Source organism: Ottowia caeni, from assembly GCF_050821495.1.
In the GTDB taxonomy this organism is placed as follows: Bacteria; Pseudomonadota; Gammaproteobacteria; order Burkholderiales; family Burkholderiaceae_C; genus Ottowia; species Ottowia caeni.
In genome coordinates this window covers 3,430,228-3,448,363 of sequence record NZ_CP151080.1, presented here as the reverse complement: position 1 = coordinate 3,448,363, position 18,136 = coordinate 3,430,228, and the positions used below count along the sequence as shown (strand labels likewise).

Genomic DNA, 18,136 nt, shown 5'->3' with positions numbered 1-18,136 from the left:
TGACACCGTGCTAAGCCTTTGTTTTTGGCCGCCTGTCAGGTTCAAGTTATCGTGCGAACGACAGCTCTCAGGCTGCTCTCTGACACCCCCGCATCACATCGCCAGATGAACTGTTAAGGCATAACCGTCGCTCAACGCGATAAGTGCCTAACAGGTTGCTGAAATACTGGTTTGCCCATATGCAGCCAAGAAAATCGACCGCTCAAAACGGGCTACAAGCGATTTTTTCGAGCCTGGTGAGGGGTGAGGCACCCCCAAAGTTGTCATTTCTCAAGCCCTCCGACAGTATTTCAGCAACCTGTTAGGAGCTTGTGGCCAACATCTTGTGCGAACGACATCTCTAAAATAGGAACTAAACTTCCTCATTTTTTGGACCGCCCACGCTGGCGGTCATCAACTTGCAAGATGAACGCCGCCGGTTCCCCTCCCACCGACACCGGTGCGGGTTTCGGGGTGTGCAGCTCGTTTGGTTAGGTATGCATGCCCAAAATTTCACCATTCACAAGCAGACTAAAAATCCAAAATATGGGATTTTCTGCCTCGAAAACAAGACCAAGTTTTTTTGGACTGAGCGAGGCATGAGGCTGTACTTGAATACGCAACCCAACAGGCACAGGTGGGGTGCGGAGGACCGCGATATTCGCCCAGTTCTCGACAACATCGCGGCGGCAGCGCACGCCTGCAACATTGAGCAGGCGTCATGGGTCAAGCAATGCTTTGTGTCGGTCGGCGACGCTAAGCGCTTTCTGACGTCCCTCGAGGCGTTCGAGGGGCATCTGAACTCTTACTGGTTTTACGCGTTGCTCAGCATTCTTGAAGTTGACGAACAAGCTGTTCACACAACGGCACTGTTGGCCCGAGCACTTGCCCAGCAGGCCATCAAATCTCGCCAACTACCGGACCACAATGCCGCAACGTGCAAAGCATCGCAAGTGTTTTTGCAGGCTGACACTCGAACCCCATCTCTCCATGTCAACGCGGCTGAGAAGTATCCGAGTGAAGACGGCGATTTGTTGATGCCGACTCACAACGGTCATGGCTCCACGCTTGGAAAATTTGAATGGGTCAAGGCATGGGTGGATTGAAAACGATGCAGGCCTAGCCGAAGAAGTTCGGCTGAACACCACTGTCGAAATCTGTCAACAAAGCTGTGCGTTGACGCAAGTTGTTGACGAACCACTGTCGCAGGTATCCTAAACTACAAGAAAATCACTCAGTCACACTGTCTTTTGTTGACAAATTTTTCTCAGCATAAGAGTTTTTGATGGCGCACTTGCCCAAGAATTCAAGGCTGCACGATTGAGGCTGGTTCAAGTGTGCATTGAGCACCCAGTCGGAGGCGTCTAGCCTGGATCCACCGCGTCGTGCTCACGCGGCGTCCGACTGTCTGTGTCGTCACCCAATTGCCAGAAAATCCAGGCGGTCCATGCCGTAATGATGCCAATGCAGACGAAGGTGGCGCGAAACGCGCTGAGCGTCTGGCCCGGGTCGGCGGTGGCAAACCACCCCTGGAAGAGTGCCAGAAGCGCCCCCGCCACCGTGACGCCCAGGCTCATGGAGAGCATTTGCACCATCGAGAGCATGCTGTTGCCACTGCTCGCGCGCGAAACGTCGAGGTCTTTCAGTGTGACGGTATTCATCGCTGTGAACTGCATCGAATTGACGGCGCCGAAGCACGCCATCTGCAACACACGGAGCCAGACAGGCTGCTCGGGCCACATCAGCGCGAAGCTGGCCATCAGAAGACCAAGCAGGAGTGTGTTGCCGCCCAGAACGCGGCGGTATCCGAAGCGTCTGATGATGTAGGTGGCAGGCCGCTTCGTGGCCATGCTGGCCAAGGCAACCGGCAGCATCAGCATCCCGGCCTGCGCTGGGCTATAGCCCATGGCCAATTGCATGGAAAGCGGAATCATGTACGGCATGGCCCCCGAGCCAATGCGTGCAAAGAGGTTGCCCAGCAGACCCACGCGAAAGCTTTGCATCTCGAAAAGCCGCGGAGAAAAGAGCGGTGCGGGGTGCTTGAGCGCGTGAAGCCAATATGCCGCCAGCGCGGCCAGGCCGCCCAGCAACAGCACCAGCACGGTGGCGTGCCGGAGCCCCAGGCTCGACAGGCCGTCCAGCGAGATCGATATGGCCAGCATCGAACCCGTGAGCAGCAGGTAGCCTGAAAGATCAAAGCGATGCTTCGAATCTCCTCGCAGGTTAGGCATCCAGCACAGGGTGGCCAATGCGCCGACGATGCCCACAGGCAAGTTGATGAGAAAAATCCAGTGCCACGAAAGTGCTTCCGTGATCCAGCCGCCCAGGGTAGGGCCTATCAGGGGTCCCACCAAGCCGGGAATGGCGACAAAGCTCATGGCCTCCAGGAACTTGTCTCGGGGCACCGCTCTAAGCACGGTCAGACGCCCAACGGGCAGCAGCATGGCGCCACCCGCGCCTTGCAGCACGCGCGACGCCACCAACTGATCCAGTTGCGTGGATGCCGCGCACGCTGCCGAACCCAGCGTGAACAGAACGATGGCCATCAGGAAAACGCGTTGCGTGCCGAATCTGTCGGCCAGCCAACCCGAGGCAGGAATGAGTGCTGCCATCGTCAGCGCATAAGCAACCACCACCGACTGCATGCGCAGCGGGCTTTCCCCCAGGCTGTGCGCCATGCCAGGCAACGCGGTGTTGACAATGGTGCCATCCAGCGTCTGCATGAAGAAGCCAATGGCTACGAGCCAGAGGAGGCGACGGTGAGAGCTGGAGGGGCGTGAGGTGGACATGCGGGCTTTCGCGCAGCCGCAGATCATAGCGAGGGCGCGGGCGCCCTCCCATTAGATCAATTAAGCAAACACTCCAGCTGTTTCCTGCATGCGCGCAGACACCTCTCCCAGGTGATGCATGGTGTCGCCAAAGCTCATTTCAAGTTGCGTGAGTTTCTTGAAATAATGGCTTCCGATGTATTCGTCGGTCACACCGATCCCGCCATGCAATTGCACCGACTGCTGTCCAACAAAACGCAGGGACTGCCCCAGTTGCACCTTGGCGCGCGAAACGGCCTGCCGCCGCTCCGCTTCCGGTTGCCCCAGTTTCAGACTGGCGTAGTAGCTCATGCTGCGAGCCAGCTCCAGCTGCATTTTCATGTCCGCCACGCGATGGCGAAGCGCCTGGAAACTTGAAATGACCACGCCGAACTGCTTGCGCTGGTTCATGTATTCCACGGTGAGAGCGAGCGTCTTCTCCATGGCACCGACACCTTCGGCGCAAGTGCATGCGATGCCCAGATCCACTGCGTAGGTCAGTGCTCGAAGACCCTCAGCAGTGATCAGCTGCGCAGGCGCCTTGTCAAGCTTGAGGTCGGCCGCACGTGCTTCGTCCTGCGTGTGGTAGCCGCGCGTGCTGACGCCGGGGGCCGCGCGCTCCACCAGGAAGAGCGCCATCTTGCCTTCCAACATGGCGGGCACGACGAAAGCGTCCGCCTGGTCGCCGGCAGGAACAACGCTCTTCAGCGCGGTGACTGTGTAGCCGCCGTTTGCCTTTTCCGCGTGAGCCTCGCAAACGCCCAGGTTGTAGCGGGCTTTGCGCTCCTGGTGCGCCAGGACCACGAGCGCCTCACCGGCCGCGATCCGGGGAAGCCAGGACTGGGTGTTTTCGCTGCCGTGGGCCTGAATCACGCTGCCGATGATCAGGGCTTGAGCCAAGGGCTCGCAGACAATTCCGCGGCCGAGCTCTTCCATGACCACCATGGCTTCCACGGGTCCCATGCCCAGGCCGCCATGTTCTTCGCTGATGTAAATACCTGTCAGGCCGAGTTCGGCCAGCTCGTTATAGACACCCCGGTCAAACCCGCCACCTTCCACGATCTTGCGGCGGCGCTCAAAGTCGTAGCTTTTTTCAACCCATTTGGCAACGGCGTCGCGCAGGGCTTGTTGATCATCGGAGAAATCGAAATCCATGTCGTGTTCCTTTCAGCGAGTCTCAGCCCAGCACCGTCTGGGCGACGATGTTCCGTTGCACTTCGTTGGAGCCGCCGTAGATGGTGGTCTTGCGATAGTTGAAGTAATTGGCGGCCAATGGCGCGTTGGCCAACTCGCCACCTGGGAAGCCTTGCAACCCTGCGGCAGCGGTCTGGTCGCCTTGCCAGCCGGCTTCCATCGCCTCGAACATAAAGGGCAGGCTGTAAGGTCCCGCTGCGAGCATCATCAGCTCGGTGTAGCGCTGCTGGATCTCGCTGCCCTTGATTTTCAAGAGGCCTGCGATGTCGAGCGAGTTCTTGCCCGATTTCTCAGCTGAGAGCACTCGCAGCACCAGCATCTCCAGTGCCACCACGTCGACCTCCAACAGGGCAATCTGGTCGCGAAAGCGCAGGTCGTCGTAGACGCCTTCAGCTTTGGCGATGCGCTTTAGGCGCTCCAGCTCCCGCTTGGCACGGTTGACATCGGCGATGTTGGTGCGCTCGTGGCTAAGCAGGTGCTTGGCGTAGGTCCAGCCTTTGTTTTCTTCGCCGATCAGGTTTTCAATGGGTACTTCCACGTTGTCGAAGAAGACATCGTTGACTTCACACTCGCCGTCGAGGAGTTTTATGGGCCGAACGCTCACGCCGGGGGATTTCATGTCGATCAACAGGAAGGAAATGCCCGTTTGCGGCTTGCCTTCATTGCTGGTGCGGACCAGGTTGAACATCCATTCGCCGTGCTGACCGAGCGTTGTCCAGGTCTTTTGCCCGTTCACGATGTATTTGTCGCCTTTGCGCTCGGCCTTGGTGCGAACCGAAGCCAGGTCAGAGCCTGAGCCTGGCTCGCTATACCCTTGGCTCCACCAGACCTCGCCGCTCGCAATGCCGGGCAGAAAACGCTCCTGTTGCGCCTTGTTGCCGAAAGCCATGATGACGGGGGCCACCATCACGGGGCCGAATGGCACGATGCGTGGTGCGCCGGCCATGGCCAGCTCTTCCTCGAACAGGTGCTTCTGCACTGCGTTCCAGCCGGGGCCGCCGAACTGCTTGGGCCAGCCATAGCCCAGCCAGCCCTTTTTGCCCAGAATCTTGGCCCAGCCTTGCATGTCTTCACGCGAAAGACGATGGGCGTTGTGAACCTTGTGAGCAAGTTCCTTGGGAAGTGCTTGCGCCACCCAGGCGCGAATTTCTTCGCGAAACTGCTGTTCTTCCGGCGTAAATGCGAGATCCATCTAACGTGCTCCTGTCAGTTTTCGTTCGAGGTTTAGTTCGTATTATTGGCGGATTCTGCCGGTCCCTCGGAGATCGAAATCCCCAACTCGGCGCAAAGGCGCTCCACCGTGCTTCTCAGCGATGCAACTTCGGCCTCCAGTGCGGAAAACCGGTCATCTACAGGGCCCGCGGCAGCTCGCGCCACTCCGCTGCCAGAAGGGGCCTGTACGTCGGATACGGGCCCGCAAAGCAGATGTGCCCAGCGATCCTCACGCGTGCCGGGCGCGCGCGGAAGCCGAACCACCAGCGGCCCCCCTTTTTCTTCCGAGCGTTCCATCAGTTCTTCGAGGAAGCCCTCCACGGAGGAAATGTCGGCAAAGCGGTACCAGCGATCCGTGTTGATTCGAAGTTCACCCGCCGTTTGTGGCCCGCGCAGCATCAGCAGGCCCAGCAGCACTGAAGATTGCTCAGGCACGCCCACGCCTCGTTGAAAATTATGCTCATATCGTGCGACCCGGCCTCCGCTGGCCTCGCGCACCAAGCCCAGGGAGCGCAAATCGTCGAGAGCTTCCTGAGCCTCGGCTTCGCTCACGTTCATGACGGGGTCACGGCTGGTTTTCTGGTTGCAGCCTGTAACCACGCCGTTGAGGGACAGTGGGTAGGTGTCTGGTACGGTGCGCGCTTTCTCCATCAGGGTGGCCAGCACGCGCGCTTCTATGGGGGTCAAATGTCGGAGGCTCATTTGCCTAGGATAATCGGCCTTGAAACATCATGAAGAACATTGTTATCCTGATTTCCGGCACCGGCTCCAATATGGCGGCCATTTTGCATGCCGCTGAACGCGAACGTTGGCAAACACGGCTTGGCGCGCGTGTCGCAGCGGTCATCAGCAACCGGCCAGACGCCAAGGGCTTGCTGACGGCCGCCGAAGCGGGCGTTGCCACCGCAGTGGTCGACCACAAAGCCTATTCGGGCCGCGCTGAATTCGACGCTGCGCTGCGCGAAGCAATCGACGTGCACGAGCCCACTCTGGTGGTGTTGGCAGGATTCATGCGGATCCTGACCCCCGAGTTCGTGGCGCACTATGCCGGGCGCATTGTTAATATTCATCCTTCCTTATTGCCCGCCTTTCCGGGGCTGCACACACACCAGCGTGCCATAGACGCCGGCTGCAAATTGGCCGGGGTCACAGTGCATCTGGTGACGGCGGAGCTAGATCATGGGCCCATCCTGGCTCAGGCCGCGGTGCCGGTGCTCCCTGGCGACACCGCGGACACACTGGCTGCCCGGGTATTGTCTCAGGAGCACCTGATTTATCCCCGTGCGGTGGCTGAGTGGCTGCAAACGGCGTAGCCAGAGACAATCGATCCATGCATTCCAAATTCTTGCTTGGCGCCGCCACTGAGCTTATGCGGCAGGCGCTCACGTTTGAGCATCCGTTTGACTCGACGGCACAGCGTTTTTTCCGTGAGCAGCGCGCCTTGGGTCCGCGCGAGCGCTCGCTCTTGGCAGATGCTGTCTATTCTGTGCTGCGCAGAATGCGTTGGTACGGCCGCTTGGCAGACACCGGCAAGGGGCCACGCGAGCGCCGATTGGCTGTCCTGGCCCTGGCGTTGGGCAAACCCGACGCTGGCCGCTGGGCCCTCGCATTGGAGGCCGACGAAGCAGCCTGGCTGGAGCGTTGTTTGCAGGACGCACAGGTGCCGCTGGCAGAATTGCCGCCCGCCTGCCGCCACAACTTGCCAGAATGGTTGGCTGAGTGCTTGCAGGCCCAGATAGGCGACGATCTTCTTCCGTTGGCCGATGCCCTGCTGGAGACGGCGCCCCTGGACGTGCGAGTTAACTTGTTGAAGGAAAAGCGCACCCACATCCTGGCGGAGCTGGCAAAACAATCCATTGAGAGCGAACCCACCCCTTATTCGCCTTGGGGGTTGAGGTTGCAAGGCAAGCTTTCTCTGGCCAAGCTGGATGCGTATCAGCGCGGAGCCATTGAAGTGCAGGACGAGGGCTCGCAACTGCTGGCGCTGTTGCTTGAACCTCGGCGTGGTGAAATGGTGGCGGACTTTTGTGCTGGCGGCGGGGGCAAAACCCTCGCCATTGGAGCCGCCATGCGCAATATCGGGCGGCTTTATGCCTTCGACACCTCCGCGCATCGGCTGCAAGGCTTGCAGCCCAGGCTCGCCAAAAGCGGACTCAGCATCGTTTACCCAAGTGCCATTGCCCATGAAAACGATGCACGCCTGACGCGGTTGGCCGGAAAAATGGATCGCGTGCTGGTTGACGCACCTTGCTCGGGGCTAGGCACGCTGCGTCGCAGTCCTGACCTGAAATGGCGAGTCACCTACGCTGAAGTGCAGTCCCTGCAACAAAAACAGCAGTCCATCCTGGCGGCCGCAGCGCGTCTGCTGAAGCCGGGCGGGCGGATTGTCTATGCGACCTGTAGCCTGCTGCGGGAGGAAAACGAGGCCGTTGCCGAAGCCTTTGGCGCTGCGAACAGGGAGTTCGAGCCGTTGGGTGTGGCTGGCATACTGAGTGGCTTGCGTGTGGCGCAGGCAGAAAGCCTTTGTTCGCCCGATGGCCAATATTTGCGCTTGTGGCCGCACCGGCATGGCACAGACGGTTTTTTCGCTTCCGTCTGGGTTCGTAAGTAAAAAATTCGCAAATTTGCCGTAAATCTGACGCAAATTTGAGTTAAAGCAGGCTACAAGCCCTTCTGTTGGGTCTGAAATGACCCATTTTTGTGCTGAACAATCTAAAATAGAGCTTTTCTGGCGGATTCTTCTCCAATAGGGAAGGGCAGGTTGTCCTGCCAGCTAGCGCCGGCGGTGGCGCACAAAGTTCCCGCACTGAGCGGGGATTTTCTTGTAAAGATACCCCCTTTTATGACGTTTCTTTTCGATTCTCCAGTGGTGAACGGAATAGTGGATTTGTTAGCCAACGGCGTGCTTGATCTTGCCTGGTGGCAGATTCTGCTGATTGGTTTGGTGCTCACGCACATCACCATTGCCAGCGTTACCATCTATCTGCACCGGCATTCGGCGCACCGCGCACTTGACCTTCATCCGGCAGTGCAGCATTTTTTCCGTTTCTGGCTGTGGATGACCACCGGCATGACCACCAAGGCATGGACGGCAATTCATCGCAAGCACCACGCCAAGTGCGAGCAGGCTGAAGATCCACACAGCCCCCAAATCTATGGCCTGAAGAAGGTCATGTGGGAAGGCGCGGAGCTCTATCGGGCCGAGGCCAAGAACCAGGACACCCTGAGCCGCTATGGCCATGGCACCCCTGACGACTGGCTTGAGCGCAACCTGTACAGTGGTCGCTCGGTGTTGGGCATCAGCATGATGCTGATCATCGACGTTACCTTGTTCGGCGCCTTGGGCGCTGCGCTGTGGGCTGTGCAAATGGCCTGGATCCCGTTCTGGGCTGCTGGCGTCGTCAACGGCGTGGGCCATTTCTGGGGTTATCGCAACTTCGAGGCGCAAGACGCCAGCACCAACCTGATTCCTTGGGGCATCATCATTGGCGGCGAGGAACTGCACAACAACCACCACACTTACCCCACGTCGGCCAAATTTTCGGTCAAGCCTTACGAGTTTGACATTGGCTGGGTTTACATCTCTTTGTTGTCAAAGCTAGGCTTGGCCAAGCCCAAGAAAACGCCTCCGCGCCTGGCCTATGGCGAAGTGCGTCCGGTGGCGGACGAGAAAACCCTTGAAGCCGTTATTGCACATCGCTATGAAGTCATGGCCGGCTATGCAGGGCAGATGCGTGACCAACTCGCCAAGGAAGTCGGAACACTGAAGGCTGGCGCCGTAGATGCGCAGATTGTCAAAGCTGCCACGCGCTGGCTGCACCGCGATGCAGAGAAAGTGCCAGCTTCCGCAGTGGAGCAACTGACGAAGGCGCGCGCCACTTGGCCGGTTCTCGACAAAATGGTCACCATGCGCGAGGAACTGCGCCAGATCTGGATGAACACCGGCCGCAACCGCGAACAACTCACCGCCGATCTGCAAGCTTGGTGCAAACGCGCTGAAGAAAGCGGCATCGCTGCGCTGCGCGAGTTCTCCCTGAAGCTTCGGGCGGTCCGCGTCACCGGCTGATAGTCTAGACTTCAGCGTTCTCATGAGCCCGGGTTTCCGGGCTTTTTTTATCCCTGAATGGGCGAGGCTCGGTGCTCACGCTCCAGCGAGAGTGCGCAACCCATGGGGGTTGATCAGATTCAGCGTCCGTCCTGAGCCACTTATGAGTTGGCGCTCGCGCAGATGGCGCAGCACACGCGAGAACGTTTCCGGCGCGATGCCCAACTGTGCGGCAATCATGCGCTTACGCTGCCGCAGGGGAACCGCCAACTTTTCAGGCTCGCCTTCCGCAGGTTCGGCGTGGCGAAGCAGCCATTCTGCGCAACGCGCCTCTGCGTCCTTGGCCAGGCGGCTGACGGCCATTTCTGTCTGCAAGTAGTGGGCATGCGCAACATCGTGCAGCACTGTCCGAGCCGTTGAGGATAATTCAGAAAGACTGGCTTCGAACTGTTGCAATGGAACGCGGTGGACGTAAACAGTAGTTTCAGCGACGGCATCGACTGATGAAGGACGTCCCAGCACAGCATAGCTTGCATTGAGCCATGAGGGCCCTTCTATCGTGCCCATCTGGTGCACCATCACACCGTTCTCGATCAAACCCAAGGACACGCGCCCGGAGTCCACGTAAAGAACGTCCGGCGCGATGCTTGCGCGCTGCAGCAACTGAGTGCCCACTGGTAAAGTGCAGGCATCGGTTAGCCAATCTGAAGGCATAAGGATCCGCATAACCACACTGTGCCGCTCCCGCCGGGGGGAGCATTGATACATATCAATGAAAAATGGTCTCGGGCGAAAGGGGTCTTGTGTCTTCAGGCCGCGAGGAGATGGTGAAAAGACCCTAAGTCACCAGCAAGGCCCGAAAATCGTTGACGTTGGTATGCGTTGGCCCGGTTACGACCAAGTCGCCAAGTGCATCGAATAGGCTGTAAGCGTCATGTCGCGCCAAATAGTCGTTCACATCCAGCCCCAGGTTTCTTGCGCGAATCAGGGTGTCGGGGGTGACCCGCGCTCCGGCGTTCTTTTCCACCCCGTCGATTCCGTCGGTGTCTGCTGCCAGCCCCCATACGCCCTCTTGTCCTTGCAGAGCCAGGGCCAGGCCCAGGCAGAATTCGCTGGCGCGTCCGCCGCGGCCTGGAGGACTGCCGGGCAGGGTGTGTCCGAGGGTCACCGTGGTTTCGCCGCCGCTCAAGATCACGCACGGCCTATCGAAGGCTCCGTTGCCGCGCGCCACCGCTCGCGCCAATGCGGCGTGCACTTTGCCCACCTCGTTCGATTCGCCCTCTATCTCATCGCTCAAAATGTACGTGGACAAGCCGGCGGTGCGTGAGAGGTCGGCCGCTGCCTCAAGCGATTGCCAAGGGGTTGCGATCAATTTCACGGCATGGCGGGAAAAACTGCACTCCCAGGCTTGGGAGTCTCCAGTGCGCCGCTTTCCAGGGCGTACGTTACCGCGGCGGGCAATTCAATTCGGTAGCGTTTTGCCACTGCCAGCGCCTGCGCGCACGTGCTTTCATCAGCTACCGTAGGTCCGCTGGCAATCACCGACAAGTTATCGCCCGGCACGTCGCTGATGGCCAACGTGAGCACTGAGGCGTTTCCGCACGCGGCAGCCAGTCGACCGCCCTTGATGCGCGAGAGATGCTTGCGCAGGGTGTTCATCTCGTGAATGCTGGCACCGCTGGCGAGAAGCTGCTGGTTGATGCGCTGCTTGTTGGCAAGGTCTAATCCTTCCACTGGCAGCGTCAGCAGAGCTGAACCCCCACCCGAGATCAGGCAGAGCACCAGATCGTCAGCCGTCAGCCCCTCGGTCAGCGCCAGCAGGCGCTCCGCTGCTTGCATTCCAGCCGCATCGGGCACGGGGTGTGAGGCTTCGACAATTTCGATGCGAGGCGCGAGCCCCGCCGGGCGTGCCGGAGTGTGCCCATATCGGGTGACGACCAGGCCCGAGATCGGTGCCCCAGCCGGCCAAGCCGCCTCCACCGCGTGTGCCATCGCACCGGCAGCCTTGCCCGCGCCCAACACCAGCGTGCGCCCTTTCGGTGGCGCGGGCAGGTACCCCGGCAAGCAATGTGAAGCTTGCGCGCGGGCAATGGCGGCATTCAGCAAATGACGTAAAAACTCGTTCGGGGCTGTGTAAGGATCAGGTGTCGGCATCACAGACATGGAGGGTGAGGCGTCCCGAACATCATAAGAGGCTTCTCGAAGTTTCTGCGAGAGGGCTGTTGTGTTCAAAAGTCGTGGATACCGGGGATGCGTCCTTTGCTACGAGAACCGCAAGGGTACCTTTTGATATGGCTTGGATTTTTGCGCGGCCGGCCAGCCAAGAGAATGCGGCAGACTCGGTTTGCCGGCGGATCCCGCCGGCAGGGAATATTTTGAATTCGCCTCTCAGCCTAGATCCGGATCTAGGCTCAGTAGGCTGCTTGGCCCAACGCGGCCATCTTTTCAGAGCGCAAAAGAAAAAGTCCGCACAGTTCATGGAGCTGTGCGGACTTCTAAATGGTGCCGGCGACCGGAATCGAACTGGTGACCTACGCGTTACGAGTGCGTTGCTCTACCAACTGAGCTACGCCGGCAAATAAATCAAAGGCGAGATTATAGCCAGCATTGCGGGGCTCTGCTGCCAAGGAGAATATTTATCCTTGATAGGGCTGAGTTCGTGAACAAGCTACGAAGTGAAGCGGTGGATGACAACGGTTTTAAGGATGCCCTGCATAACTCCCTGCGGTCTGTGGCAGCACGGCCTCGGGCGATCCGCTGCGTTGCTTTTCTTGCCAATAGCTGGGCTATTGGCTGCAAAAAGACGCCTTGCGCTTCATCCCGATCCGCACTACCTCCGACTCGCGAGGGTTATGCAGGGCATCCTTAATTCGGCTTCTCCGACCTCTTCAGACTGCACCCTATGACGCCACCGGCATGCCGCTTGACACGCTTGATAAGATGAAAGATAGCTTGGCGAAAGCCGGGGAGCAGCCAACCAATGGCGGATGAAGGCAAACCTTGGCCTGGTTCAATCAGCACGGCGTCGCTTGAATGCAGCTGTTTTCACCATACTAGAGGCAGTTGGTCAGCCTCTTGGAGCCGCCCCTTGGGCGGTTCTTTTTTGTTGCTCGGTTGGTCCAAGGAGCAACCGGACCTGCATTTCAGGAGATGGCGGAGTTTTTGGAGCATACGCGCGAAAAGCCATGGTATTGATATCGATTCTTATGGGTACATTGCTTGCCGGTATCGGCAGCGTATGGGTGGCTGCAGCTCTCTCTTTTGGCGTGCTGGCGCGCTACACCCAGCACATGCTGAGCCTTGCGGCCGGGGCGCTCCTGGCTACGGCCTTTACTCACTTGCTTCCCGAAGCGTTTGAGAGCCACATTGACGCCCACGCACTGTTTCTGGTGTTGCTCGGCGGGTTGGTGTTCTTTTTCTTGCTGGATAAGGCTGAGCTGTGGCACCACGGCCATGAACACGCACCAGAGTTACCCACGCTGGATGAAGCCATGCGCGATGAAGGCGGCAACTCCATGCATGCGAGCCATGGGCATCACGGGCATCATGGAAACTCACACTCACACTCACACTCGCATCATGGAGGTGGCTGGGCCGTCCTTGCCGGAGACAGTGTCCATTGCTTTGGCGATGGCGTGCTGATCGCCTCCGCTTTCATGGCTGATCTTCGCCTCGGAATGATCGCGTCGTTGGCCGTGTTGGCGCATGAGGTCCCGCACCACATGGGAGATCTGGCGGTGCTGCGCAGCTCATTTTCTGGCAACCGCCGCCTGGCGCTCACCAAGGTCTCGCTTGCGGGCGGCGTTACAGCGCTGGGTGGGTTGGTGGGCTACCTCCTGGTGGGGCAGTTGCGTGACTGGGTGCCGTACTTTCTGGTCATTGCCAGCAGCAGTTTCATCTACGTCGCGCTGGCCGACTTGATCCCGCAACTGCAAAAGCGGCTCAGTTCACGTCAAACGCTGGCTCAGCTTACCTGGCTGGCCATCGGGATGGGCCTGGTCATGCTGGTGGGAAGCTTTGGTGAACACTCGCATGATCACGGGAATGAGCCCCATCAAGAGAGTGCGCACGAACACGCTTAGCGGTCTGAAATATCCCTTGCTCCAGAGCAAAGCCCTTTCGCACTGAGCAGGTCAGTCTCTCAGGTGCCAAGCTGGGGTGTCCGCCCTTGATGTCTGCCTCGCACATGAGGGCAAACAACTCATCCATTTCTACCAGCGCCTTGTTGATCATCTCGCGGATGGGACGCAATGTGTGGTCTGCCGGGGCGAGTTAATCGAGCCGCTTCATCAAGAACAGGCTTCGGGCCGATCTTCGACGATCAATGTCTTCACGGTCACTTTCCGCTATCTGGCGACGACGCGTGTTTGACGAGTTTCTGAGCAACTGACACGCAGATAACACATTTGTAATCTGGCGCACAGCTTTCTGACAGGGTCGCGCTTCAGAATGAATCCCTATGAAATCCGTCATTCGTCGCGGACAGAGGGTTTGAATGCTGGCTGCGAAGATTTTTTACCGGATCAAGGAGAAGATCATGTCAGCTATTCGACAAACCCTAGTCGGTATTTGTGTAGCGTTACTTTCACTGAGCGTGATGGCGCAGAACGCGGATGACCACAAGGCGCATCACCCTGCTGGCAGCACACCCTCGGCGTCTACCCAAATGAAGGCTCCGGTGAATCCATCAGGTGCGGGGAGGATGGCTGCTATGGCCAAGATGGACGAGCAGATGAAGGCCATGCAAGCCATGCACGAAAAAATGATGGCGGCCAAAACGCCAGAGGAACGCCAGTTGCTCATGGACGAGCACATGAAGCTGATGCAGGACGGAATGGGAATGATGCAGCAGAGGGGCGTGGGCATGCAGGGCATGGGCGGCATGCAGGTTGGCAAAGGCATGCCTGACAACATGGCTGAGCGACAGCAAATGATGGAAAAGCGCATGGAAATGATGGAATCCATGATGCAGATGATGATGGATCGTCTGCCAGCAGCACCGACCAAGTAACGCTGTTGCGTGATTTGGGGTCACCATGGACCATGCAGAACCCGCTTAAGGTTTGTGGTCTCTGGTCCTCATTAATTGCACGAGCAACGCCATGGATCGGCCTGACAACGACTCTCATTTGCCTTTGTTATGGCGCAGACCATCCGGCATGGCGCTGGCAACGGCTGCCTTGATCGCCGGTTTTTACCTGCTGCGAGAGCACTGGGGCCATGTTCTGGGTTATTGGCCCTACCTGTTGCTCCTCGCCTGTCCGCTGATGCACCTGATGCACGGCCACGGCGGCCATGGTGGGCATGACAACCATGTGCAGACGCCCAGGCGCACCAACAACAAGGAATAAACAATGGACATGCATGCACACCATCAGCACGGCAGTCACCCCTCTGCCGAGCCAGCCCCGCCAACGGATCTGAAGGATCCGGTGTGCGGCATGACTGTCACGGAGCAGTCTGAGCGCAAATCGACGCACGAAGGTCGGCTTTATTATTTTTGTAGCGCCAAGTGCCAAGGCAAGTTCGCAGCGAACCCACTGCAATACCTTGTATCTACTGCACCTGAGGACGCTGCGCCCGAGACGGCCGGCACCATCTACACCTGCCCGATGCACCCCGAGGTGCGGCAGGATCATCCTGGAATCTGTCCCAAGTGCGGCATGACGTTGGAGCCCATCATTCCCCTGGATGAGGAAGACAACCATGAGTTGAAGGATTTTCAGCGTCGCTTCTGGTGGACGCTGCCCTTGACGGTCATGGTCACCGTTCTTGCCATGTTCGGCCATCGTCTCGGGTGGTTTGACATGAAGTCGCAAACCTGGGTCGAGTTGGCGCTGTCCCTACCGCTCGTGTTGTGGACGGGGTGGCCCTTCTTCGTCCGCGGCTGGCAGTCTCTCGTCAATCGCAGTCCCAACATGTGGACACTGATTGGCCTGGGTACGGGCGCAGCCTTTCTCTACAGCCTCGTGGCTACCGTGGCGCCGGGCGTGTTCCCGGAGTCATTTGTTTCCATGGGGCGCGTGGCTGTTTACTACGAGGCAGCAGTGGTCATCATCTCGCTGACCATGTTGGGCCAGATCATCGAGTTGAAGGCCCGTTCGCAAACTTCCGCGGCCATCAAGGCGCTACTCGGTTTGGCACCCAAGACGGCACGACGCATCAATGCGGACGGCAGCGAAGATGACGTACCTCTGAATCATGTTCACGTCGGAGACCTGCTGCGCATCCGCCCCGGCGAAAAAGTGCCGGTCGACGGCGTTGTGACTGAAGGCAGCAGTGCGGTCGATGAATCGATGTTGACCGGTGAGCCTGTGCCGGTGACCAAGCGCCCTGGTGACAATGTGATTGGCGCCACGATAAACACCAGTGGTGCCTTGGTGATGCGCTCCGAGAGAGTCGGTGCGGCCACCATGCTGTCGCAGATTGTTCAGATGGTGGCCAATGCCCAGCGCTCGAAGGCACCCATGCAGCGTATGGCGGATGTGGTCGCAGGCAAATTTGTAGTCGTGGTGTTGCTCATCGCCATTGCCACCTTTTTTGTCTGGGGCCTTTTCGGTCCGGAGCCTAGCTGGGTTTTTGGTTTGATCAACGCCGTGGCAGTGCTGATCATTGCATGCCCTTGTGCGCTGGGGTTGGCCACGCCCATGTCGGTGATGGTGGCCACAGGGCGGGCTGCGACACAGGGAGTGCTGTTCCGTGATGCTGGCGCCATCGAAAAAATGCGCGAGGTGGATACGCTGATTGTCGACAAGACTGGAACTTTGACCGAAGGTAAGCCGGCTTTCGACACCGCAGTTGCGGCACCGGGCTATGCAGCGGACGAAGTTCTGCGCCTTGCGGCCAGTTTGGACCAAGGCAGCGAACATCCTTTGGCTGAGGCCATCGTCAGCGCTGCACGCAACAAAGGTTTGGAGTTGGTCAAGCCGGTTGATTTCGAGTCCGGCAGCGGGATCGGCGTGCGCGGCATGGTCGACGGGAAGCATCTGGTGCTGGGCAATACCGCATTGATGCAGCAAGAGGGCGTGGTCAGTGATGCGCTCAAGATCGATGGCGAGCGTCTGCGCAGTGAAGGCGCCAGCGTGATGCATCTGGCCGTGGACAGGCAACTGGCTGGCATCCTGGCCGTTACCGACCCTATCAAGGCGACCACGCGGGAAGCTATTCAAAATTTGCACGCCAGCGGCTTGCGCATCGTCATGGCGACTGGGGATGGTCTGACCACCGCCAAGGCCGTGGGTGCAAAACTTGGCATTGACGAGGTGCATGGCGAAGTCAAGCCCGCGGACAAGCTGGCGCTGGTAGAGCGTCTCCAGAAAGAGGGCCACATTGTCGCGATGGCCGGTGATGGCATCAACGATGCGCCGGCGTTGGCCAAGGCCGATGTTGGAGTGGCCATGGGCACCGGGACCGATGTGGCCATGAACAGCGGCCAGATCACCCTGGTCAAAGGGGATTTGCGCGGCATCACTGCGGCACGCGACATTTCCATCGACACCGTTCGAAACATGCGTCAGAACCTGCTGTTCGCCTTTGTTTACAACGGCATCGGTGTGCCGATCGCGGCAGGATTGCTGTACCCGTTCACTGGATGGTTGTTGTCCCCGCTGATCGCGGCACTGGCCATGAGCCTAAGTTCGGTGTCGGTGATTGGGAATGCGCTGCGTCTGCGGCGCGGCAAGAAGTAAGGAAGGATCATGATGAGAAGGCAACTCAACTGTCTAGTGGTAGCGACCCAGATCGGTCTGTTGGCCTGGTCTGGAACCACTGTGGCCGCCGACCAGGTCTATGTGGCCAATGAAGGTGCTGACACGGTCAGCGTCCTCGATGCGGCATCGCTTAAAACGCTGACGAGCGTGCGCGTCGGCAAGATGCCTCACAACGTGCAAGTGTCGCCCGACGGCAAGCTCGTGTGGGTGACCAACAACGGCGAGCCTGACCAGGCAGCCGACGTTTCTGCGCACAAGGGCATGGCCCACCAAGGCGACCACGGGGCGATGGGAAAACCGGGCGCGATCTGGGCCATCGACACCGCGACCAACGCGGTCGTCGCCAAGGTGCCGGTGGGCATGCACCCGGCCCATGTGGTGGTGTCACCAGATGGTCGCCTGGCCTATGTCACCAATGGGGGCGACAACACCGTCACAGTGATTGACACAGTGGTGCGAAGCCACGTGGCGACGATTCCGGTTGGTCAGTTTCCCCATGGTCTTAGGTTCAGCCCAAATGGCAAGGAAGTCTACGTCGCCAATCTCAAGGGTGGCACGGTATCGGTCATCGACACCGCCAGCCAGACGGAGGTTGCGCAGGTGCCGACCGGCAAAGGTCCGGCCCAGACGGGCTTCACGCCGGACGGCCGCTTGGCCTTTGCCTCGCTGTCCGACGAAAACGCCATTGCCGTGATCGACCCAGCAACGCGCAAGGTGATTCGCAAGGTTGCGGTAGGAACGGTGCCGATCCAGTTGTACGCCACACCTGACTCGCGCATGCTCTTGGTGGCCAACCAGGGTACGCGCAAGATGCCGGGCAAGACTGTCAGCATGATTGACCTGGAGAGCTTCAAGGTCGTCAAGACATTCGTCACTGGAGCCGGTGCTCATGGCGTGGTTGTTGATCGTGACGGGCTCAACGCCTATGTGACAAACATCTACGCCAATTCGGTTTCGGTGCTTGATTTGAAAAACCGCAAGGTGACGAAGACCGTTCCTGTCGGTAAGGCACCCAACGGCATCAGCGTAAAGCCTCGCTAACGGGCCACTTTCTCATGCGGATCGCTGGCGCGCAAAGGGGGCGTGCTGTGGACCGAGATCCTGGGAGGCCTGGCCTCTTCGACAGCCGCCTCCTTGGCTTTGGATCGCTACGCACGCGCACACCCTTCGCTGGCCGGCGCGGGCGTTCA

General features: G+C 59.0%; 14 protein-coding genes, 1 tRNA gene and 3 pseudogenes. 10 read left to right on the top strand and 8 right to left on the bottom strand.

The annotated features are described in order from the left end of the window. Window positions 1-476: 476 nt before the first annotated feature. Window positions 477-1,085 (top strand): hypothetical protein, encoded by a 609-nt coding sequence (locus AAAK34_RS16250; protein WP_431777481.1) that lies wholly within the window; start codon window positions 477-479, stop codon window positions 1,083-1,085. Window positions 1,086-1,343: 258 nt separating this feature from the next. Here the strand turns inward: AAAK34_RS16250 and mdtD are convergent, their stop codons facing one another. From mdtD to AAAK34_RS16230, 4 genes are read right to left on the bottom strand one after another with little or no spacing between them, the layout of a single operon-like run. After that, window positions 1,344-2,768 (bottom strand): multidrug transporter subunit MdtD, encoded by a 1,425-nt coding sequence (gene mdtD, locus AAAK34_RS16245; protein ID WP_231694306.1) that lies wholly within the window; start codon window positions 2,766-2,768, stop codon window positions 1,344-1,346. A gap of 60 nt (window positions 2,769-2,828) precedes the next feature. Continuing rightward, complete coding sequence (locus AAAK34_RS16240; RefSeq protein ID WP_231694307.1) at window positions 2,829-3,941, bottom strand: acyl-CoA dehydrogenase family protein; 1,113 nt, start codon at window positions 3,939-3,941, stop codon at window positions 2,829-2,831. Window positions 3,942-3,963: 22 nt separating this feature from the next. Then, window positions 3,964-5,172, bottom strand: a complete 1,209-nt coding sequence (locus AAAK34_RS16235; RefSeq protein WP_231694308.1) for an acyl-CoA dehydrogenase family protein — start codon at window positions 5,170-5,172, stop codon at window positions 3,964-3,966. Window positions 5,173-5,204: 32 nt separating this feature from the next. Beyond that, window positions 5,205-5,894, bottom strand: a complete 690-nt coding sequence (locus AAAK34_RS16230) for a YceH family protein (protein ID WP_231694309.1) — start codon at window positions 5,892-5,894, stop codon at window positions 5,205-5,207. Between the two features lie 29 nt (window positions 5,895-5,923). On the opposite strand from AAAK34_RS16230, the gene purN reads away from it, so the two are divergent. From purN to AAAK34_RS16215, 3 genes are all read left to right on the top strand, one after another. Beyond that, entirely contained in the window at window positions 5,924-6,505 is a 582-nt protein-coding gene (gene purN, locus AAAK34_RS16225; RefSeq protein WP_231694310.1) for a phosphoribosylglycinamide formyltransferase, read from the top strand. A 17-nt stretch (window positions 6,506-6,522) separates the two neighbouring features. Next, on the top strand, window positions 6,523-7,803 hold the full coding sequence (locus AAAK34_RS16220) for an RsmB/NOP family class I SAM-dependent RNA methyltransferase (RefSeq protein ID WP_231694311.1): 1,281 nt from the start codon (window positions 6,523-6,525) through the stop codon (window positions 7,801-7,803). A 231-nt stretch (window positions 7,804-8,034) separates the two neighbouring features. Then, the gene (locus AAAK34_RS16215; protein ID WP_431777480.1) at window positions 8,035-9,258 is read left to right on the top strand and encodes a DesA family fatty acid desaturase; all 1,224 of its coding nucleotides are present in this window, start codon (window positions 8,035-8,037) and stop codon (window positions 9,256-9,258) included. Window positions 9,259-9,333: 75 nt separating this feature from the next. Here AAAK34_RS16215 and AAAK34_RS16210 read toward each other — a convergent pair whose 3' ends face one another. From AAAK34_RS16210 to AAAK34_RS16200, 3 genes and pseudogenes are all read right to left on the bottom strand, one after another. After that, complete coding sequence (locus AAAK34_RS16210; protein ID WP_431777479.1) at window positions 9,334-9,951, bottom strand: Crp/Fnr family transcriptional regulator; 618 nt, start codon at window positions 9,949-9,951, stop codon at window positions 9,334-9,336. Window positions 9,952-10,075: 124 nt separating this feature from the next. Continuing rightward, a pseudogene (locus AAAK34_RS16205) lies at window positions 10,076-11,391 on the bottom strand (glycerate kinase type-2 family protein). Window positions 11,392-11,737: 346 nt separating this feature from the next. Next, a tRNA-Thr gene (locus AAAK34_RS16200) sits at window positions 11,738-11,813 on the bottom strand. Between the two features lie 609 nt (window positions 11,814-12,422). Here AAAK34_RS16200 and AAAK34_RS16195 point away from each other — a divergent pair. After that, a complete protein-coding gene (locus tag AAAK34_RS16195) occupies window positions 12,423-13,319 on the top strand; it encodes a ZIP family metal transporter (protein WP_231694518.1) in 897 nt (298 codons plus the stop codon). Between the two features lie 52 nt (window positions 13,320-13,371). Here the strand turns inward: AAAK34_RS16195 and AAAK34_RS16190 are convergent. Then, window positions 13,372-13,527 (bottom strand): annotated as a pseudogene (locus AAAK34_RS16190) (IS5/IS1182 family transposase); the annotation flags it as partial. A gap of 247 nt (window positions 13,528-13,774) precedes the next feature. Here AAAK34_RS16190 and AAAK34_RS16185 point away from each other — a divergent pair. From AAAK34_RS16185 to AAAK34_RS16165, 5 genes and pseudogenes are all read left to right on the top strand, one after another. Next, the gene (locus AAAK34_RS16185; RefSeq protein ID WP_231694519.1) at window positions 13,775-14,248 is read left to right on the top strand and encodes a hypothetical protein; all 474 of its coding nucleotides are present in this window, start codon (window positions 13,775-13,777) and stop codon (window positions 14,246-14,248) included. Window positions 14,249-14,339: 91 nt separating this feature from the next. After that, complete coding sequence (locus AAAK34_RS16180; RefSeq protein ID WP_231694312.1) at window positions 14,340-14,588, top strand: DUF2933 domain-containing protein; 249 nt, start codon at window positions 14,340-14,342, stop codon at window positions 14,586-14,588. Window positions 14,589-14,591: 3 nt separating this feature from the next. After that, window positions 14,592-16,925, top strand: a complete 2,334-nt coding sequence (locus AAAK34_RS16175) for a heavy metal translocating P-type ATPase (protein WP_231694313.1) — start codon at window positions 14,592-14,594, stop codon at window positions 16,923-16,925. A 9-nt stretch (window positions 16,926-16,934) separates the two neighbouring features. After that, window positions 16,935-17,987 (top strand): cytochrome D1 domain-containing protein, encoded by a 1,053-nt coding sequence (locus AAAK34_RS16170; RefSeq protein WP_431777478.1) that lies wholly within the window; start codon window positions 16,935-16,937, stop codon window positions 17,985-17,987. After that, window positions 17,981-18,128: pseudogene (locus tag AAAK34_RS16165) on the top strand (DUF4010 domain-containing protein); the annotation flags it as partial. The gene AAAK34_RS16170 and the pseudogene AAAK34_RS16165, both read left to right, overlap by 7 nt. Between the last annotated feature and the right edge of the window lie 8 nt (window positions 18,129-18,136).

Bases quoted from the DNA above. Each gene is read 5' to 3' on its own strand.
- AAAK34_RS16235 (WP_231694308.1), bottom strand. From the start codon at position 5,172: ATGGATCTCGCATTTACGCCGGAAGAACAGCAGTTTCGCGAAGAAATT.
- AAAK34_RS16175 (WP_231694313.1), top strand. From the start codon at position 14,592: ATGGACATGCATGCACACCATCAGCACGGCAGTCACCCCTCTGCCGAG.
- AAAK34_RS16185 (WP_231694519.1), top strand. From the start codon at position 13,775: ATGTCAGCTATTCGACAAACCCTAGTCGGTATTTGTGTAGCGTTACTT.
- AAAK34_RS16170 (WP_431777478.1), top strand. From the start codon at position 16,935: ATGATGAGAAGGCAACTCAACTGTCTAGTGGTAGCGACCCAGATCGGT.
- AAAK34_RS16215 (WP_431777480.1), top strand. From the start codon at position 8,035: ATGACGTTTCTTTTCGATTCTCCAGTGGTGAACGGAATAGTGGATTTG.
- AAAK34_RS16210 (WP_431777479.1), bottom strand. From the start codon at position 9,951: ATGCCTTCAGATTGGCTAACCGATGCCTGCACTTTACCAGTGGGCACT.
- AAAK34_RS16240 (WP_231694307.1), bottom strand. From the start codon at position 3,941: ATGGATTTCGATTTCTCCGATGATCAACAAGCCCTGCGCGACGCCGTT.
- AAAK34_RS16230 (WP_231694309.1), bottom strand. From the start codon at position 5,894: ATGAGCCTCCGACATTTGACCCCCATAGAAGCGCGCGTGCTGGCCACC.
- purN (WP_231694310.1), top strand. From the start codon at position 5,924: ATGAAGAACATTGTTATCCTGATTTCCGGCACCGGCTCCAATATGGCG.
- AAAK34_RS16195 (WP_231694518.1), top strand. From the start codon at position 12,423: ATGGTATTGATATCGATTCTTATGGGTACATTGCTTGCCGGTATCGGC.
- AAAK34_RS16250 (WP_431777481.1), top strand. From the start codon at position 477: ATGCATGCCCAAAATTTCACCATTCACAAGCAGACTAAAAATCCAAAA.
- AAAK34_RS16220 (WP_231694311.1), top strand. From the start codon at position 6,523: ATGCATTCCAAATTCTTGCTTGGCGCCGCCACTGAGCTTATGCGGCAG.
- mdtD (WP_231694306.1), bottom strand. From the start codon at position 2,768: ATGTCCACCTCACGCCCCTCCAGCTCTCACCGTCGCCTCCTCTGGCTC.
- AAAK34_RS16180 (WP_231694312.1), top strand. From the start codon at position 14,340: ATGGATCGGCCTGACAACGACTCTCATTTGCCTTTGTTATGGCGCAGA.